Annotated in this window: 3 protein-coding genes and 1 pseudogene; all 4 read left to right on the top strand. The window is 71.7% G+C overall.

The window, feature by feature from the left end; all coding sequences use genetic code 11:
- The first annotated feature begins 33 nt into the window (after positions 1–33).
- Positions 34–342 carry a DUF1636 domain-containing protein gene (locus FV222_RS22535; protein ID WP_246685604.1) on the top strand — a complete coding sequence of 103 codons (309 nt, stop codon included), beginning with the start codon at positions 34–36 and terminating at the stop codon, positions 340–342.
- An 18-nt stretch (positions 343–360) separates the two neighbouring features.
- Complete coding sequence (gene cobW, locus FV222_RS22530; protein WP_147761374.1) at positions 361–1,395, top strand: cobalamin biosynthesis protein CobW; 1,035 nt, start codon at positions 361–363, stop codon at positions 1,393–1,395.
- Between the two features lie 57 nt (positions 1,396–1,452).
- A complete protein-coding gene (locus FV222_RS22525; RefSeq protein WP_147761375.1) occupies positions 1,453–2,061 on the top strand; it encodes a Uma2 family endonuclease in 609 nt (202 codons plus the stop codon).
- Positions 2,062–2,069: 8 nt separating this feature from the next.
- Positions 2,070–2,646, top strand: a pseudogene (locus FV222_RS22520) (cobaltochelatase subunit CobN); the annotation flags it as partial.

The raw sequence follows: 2,646 nt of genomic DNA, 5'->3' as shown, positions 1-2,646 counted from the left end.
GGGGATGCGGGCGACGACGCCCTTGCGGAACTCTTGCGGGCGCTGCTTCCACGGCACGATCCCGTCGGGCGTGCCGGCGTAGAGCCCGACGGGGTGACGATCGAGGCGGTCGAGTGCCTCTCCGTCTGCAAGCGGCCCTGCACCGTCGCGGTGGCGGCGGAGGATCGCTGGACCTACGTCTACGGCGACCTCGACCCCGCGGCGTCGGCACGCATCATCCTCGACGGCGTCGGGCTCTACGCCGGCACGCCCGACGGGATCGTGCCGTGGAAGCAGCGCCCGCAAGAGTTCCGCAAGGGCGTCGTCGCCCGCATCCCCCCGTTTCCGCCGCGCGCGGCCTGAGCCATCGGCGAGATCCCCATGACCATCGTTGCGAAGATCCCCTGCACCATCGTCACCGGCTTCCTCGGTGCCGGAAAGACGACGCTGGTGCGCCACGTGGTCGAGAACGCCGGCGGGCGCCGGCTCGCGATCCTGGTCAACGAGTTCGGCGACGTCGGCTTCGACAAGTCGTTCCTGGCCGCCTGCGGCATCGAGGGCTGCACCGAGGATTCGATCGTCGAGCTGCCCAACGGCTGCATCTGCTGCACCGTCGCGGACGACTTCGTGCCGGCGATGACGGCGCTCCTCGACCGCCCGAACCCGCCCGAGCACATCCTGATCGAGACCTCCGGCCTCGCCCTGCCGAAGCCCCTGGTCCAGGCCTTCCAGTGGCCGGCGATCCGCTCGCGGGTGACCGTGGACGGCGTCGTCGCGGTGGTGGACGGGCCGGCGGTGGCGTCCGGCGCCTTCGCCGAGGACCCCGAGGCGCTGGCGAACCAGCGCGCCGCCGACACGGCCGTGGACCACGACAACCCGCTGGAAGAGGTGTTCGAGGACCAGCTCCTTTGCGCCGACCTCGTCGTGCTCAACAAGGCCGACATGATGGACGCCGCCGGCCTCGCCGCAGTCCGGGTCGAGGTGGAGCGCCAGCTTCCCCGCGCGGTGAAGGTGGTCGAGACCGCCCACGGGCGGATCGACCCGCGCGTGCTGCTCGGCCTCCAGGCCGCCGCCGAGGACGACCTCGACGCGCGCCCGTCGCATCACGGCGAGGGCGAGGACCACGACCACGACGACTTCGAGACCGTGGCGCTCCCGGTCCGCACCGCGATCACCGCCGCCGACCTCGCCGCCCGCGTCGAGAAGGCGGCGGAGACCAAGGGCGTCCTGCGGATCAAGGGCTTCTGCGCCGTCGAGGGCAAGCCGATGCGCCTCGTGGTGCAGGGCGTCGGCCGCCGCATCACCCATCATTTCGACCGGCCCTGGACCGCGAGCGAGCCGCGCGACGGCACCCTGGTGGTGATCGGCCTCAAGGGTTTCGACCAGGGTGCGGTCGCGGAAGCGCTGGCCGGCTAGGGCTTGTCCGCCGCCCGCGCTACACTGCCCGTTTTCACGACCACCGCAGATCCCGGGATGCTGGACCGCCGCGAGAGCCCGATGAGCCTGGATGCGTTCTTCGCCTGGCAGGAAGCCCAGGCGGAGCGCTACGAGCTCGTCGGCGGAGTGCCGGTACGGATGATGGCGGGTGCTCGCAACGTCCACGACGACATCGTCGTGAACGTCCTTGCTTGGCTGCGCACGGCCTTGCGCGGCAGCGGATGCCGCCCGTTCACCGGTGACGGCAGCGTCGAGACGCTGCCCGGCCAGATCCGCCGCGCCGACATCGGCGTCGATTGTGGGCCGCGCGATCCGAACGCTCTCAAGGCGGCGCAGCCGCGGGTCGTCGTCGAAGTGCTGTCGCCGAGCGCGCGGGACTTCGACGCGTTCGAAAAGCTCGCCGAGTACCGCACGATGGCCGACCTCGAGCACATCGTGCTGGTCGAGCCCAACGCGGCGGAAGTTCGCCTGTGGACGCGCGAGCCCGACCGGACTTGGGCCGAGACACGGCTGCTCGGCCTCGCCGCGACGGTCTCTATCTCAGCGCTCGGGATCGTCCTGCCGGCCTCGGAAATCTACGACGGCGTGACCTTCCCGAACCGGCCTCGCCTCGTCGCCGACGAGCCCGACGAATCGGCAGGCTGACTCAGCGCATGCACCTGATCCGCATCGATACGGTGAGCCTCGACGACGGCGAGGCGGCGGTCGACCTCGGGCAGCAGCCCGGCGACGTCGTCTTCCTGTCGTTCACCGATTCCGACCTGCTCGGCATGGCAAACGCCCACGCCGCCTGCGGGCCGGACTTCCCGTCTCTGCGGCTGGCCAAGCTGTCGCGGCTGCGCCACCCGATGTCGGTCGACCTCTACGTCGAAACGGTGGTGGCGAAGGCGAAGGTCGTCGTCATCCGCTGCCTCGGCGGGCTCGACTACTGGCGCTACGGCGTCGAACGCTGCGCCGCCGCGGCCCGGGCCGCCGGCATCCCGCTCGCGATCCTTCCCGGCTGCGACCGGCCGGACCCGCGCCTCGTCGAGCTCTCGACCGCGCCCGACCTCGCCCCGATCCTCGACGCCTATTTCCGCGCGGGCGGCCCCGAGAACCTGCGCCGGATGCTCGGGCGGATCGCGGCCGAGATCGGTTTCGCGACACCCGTCGAGCCGCCCGAGACCCTGCCGCGCGGGTTCGCCTGGTGCCCGGGCTGCGGGCCGCTGCCACTGGAGACCGCCCTGTCGG

It is taken from the genome of Methylobacterium sp. WL103 (assembly GCF_008039885.1).
Taxonomy (GTDB): domain Bacteria; phylum Pseudomonadota; class Alphaproteobacteria; order Rhizobiales; family Beijerinckiaceae; genus Methylobacterium; species Methylobacterium cerastii.
This window is presented reverse-complemented; position numbering and strand designations above follow the sequence as displayed.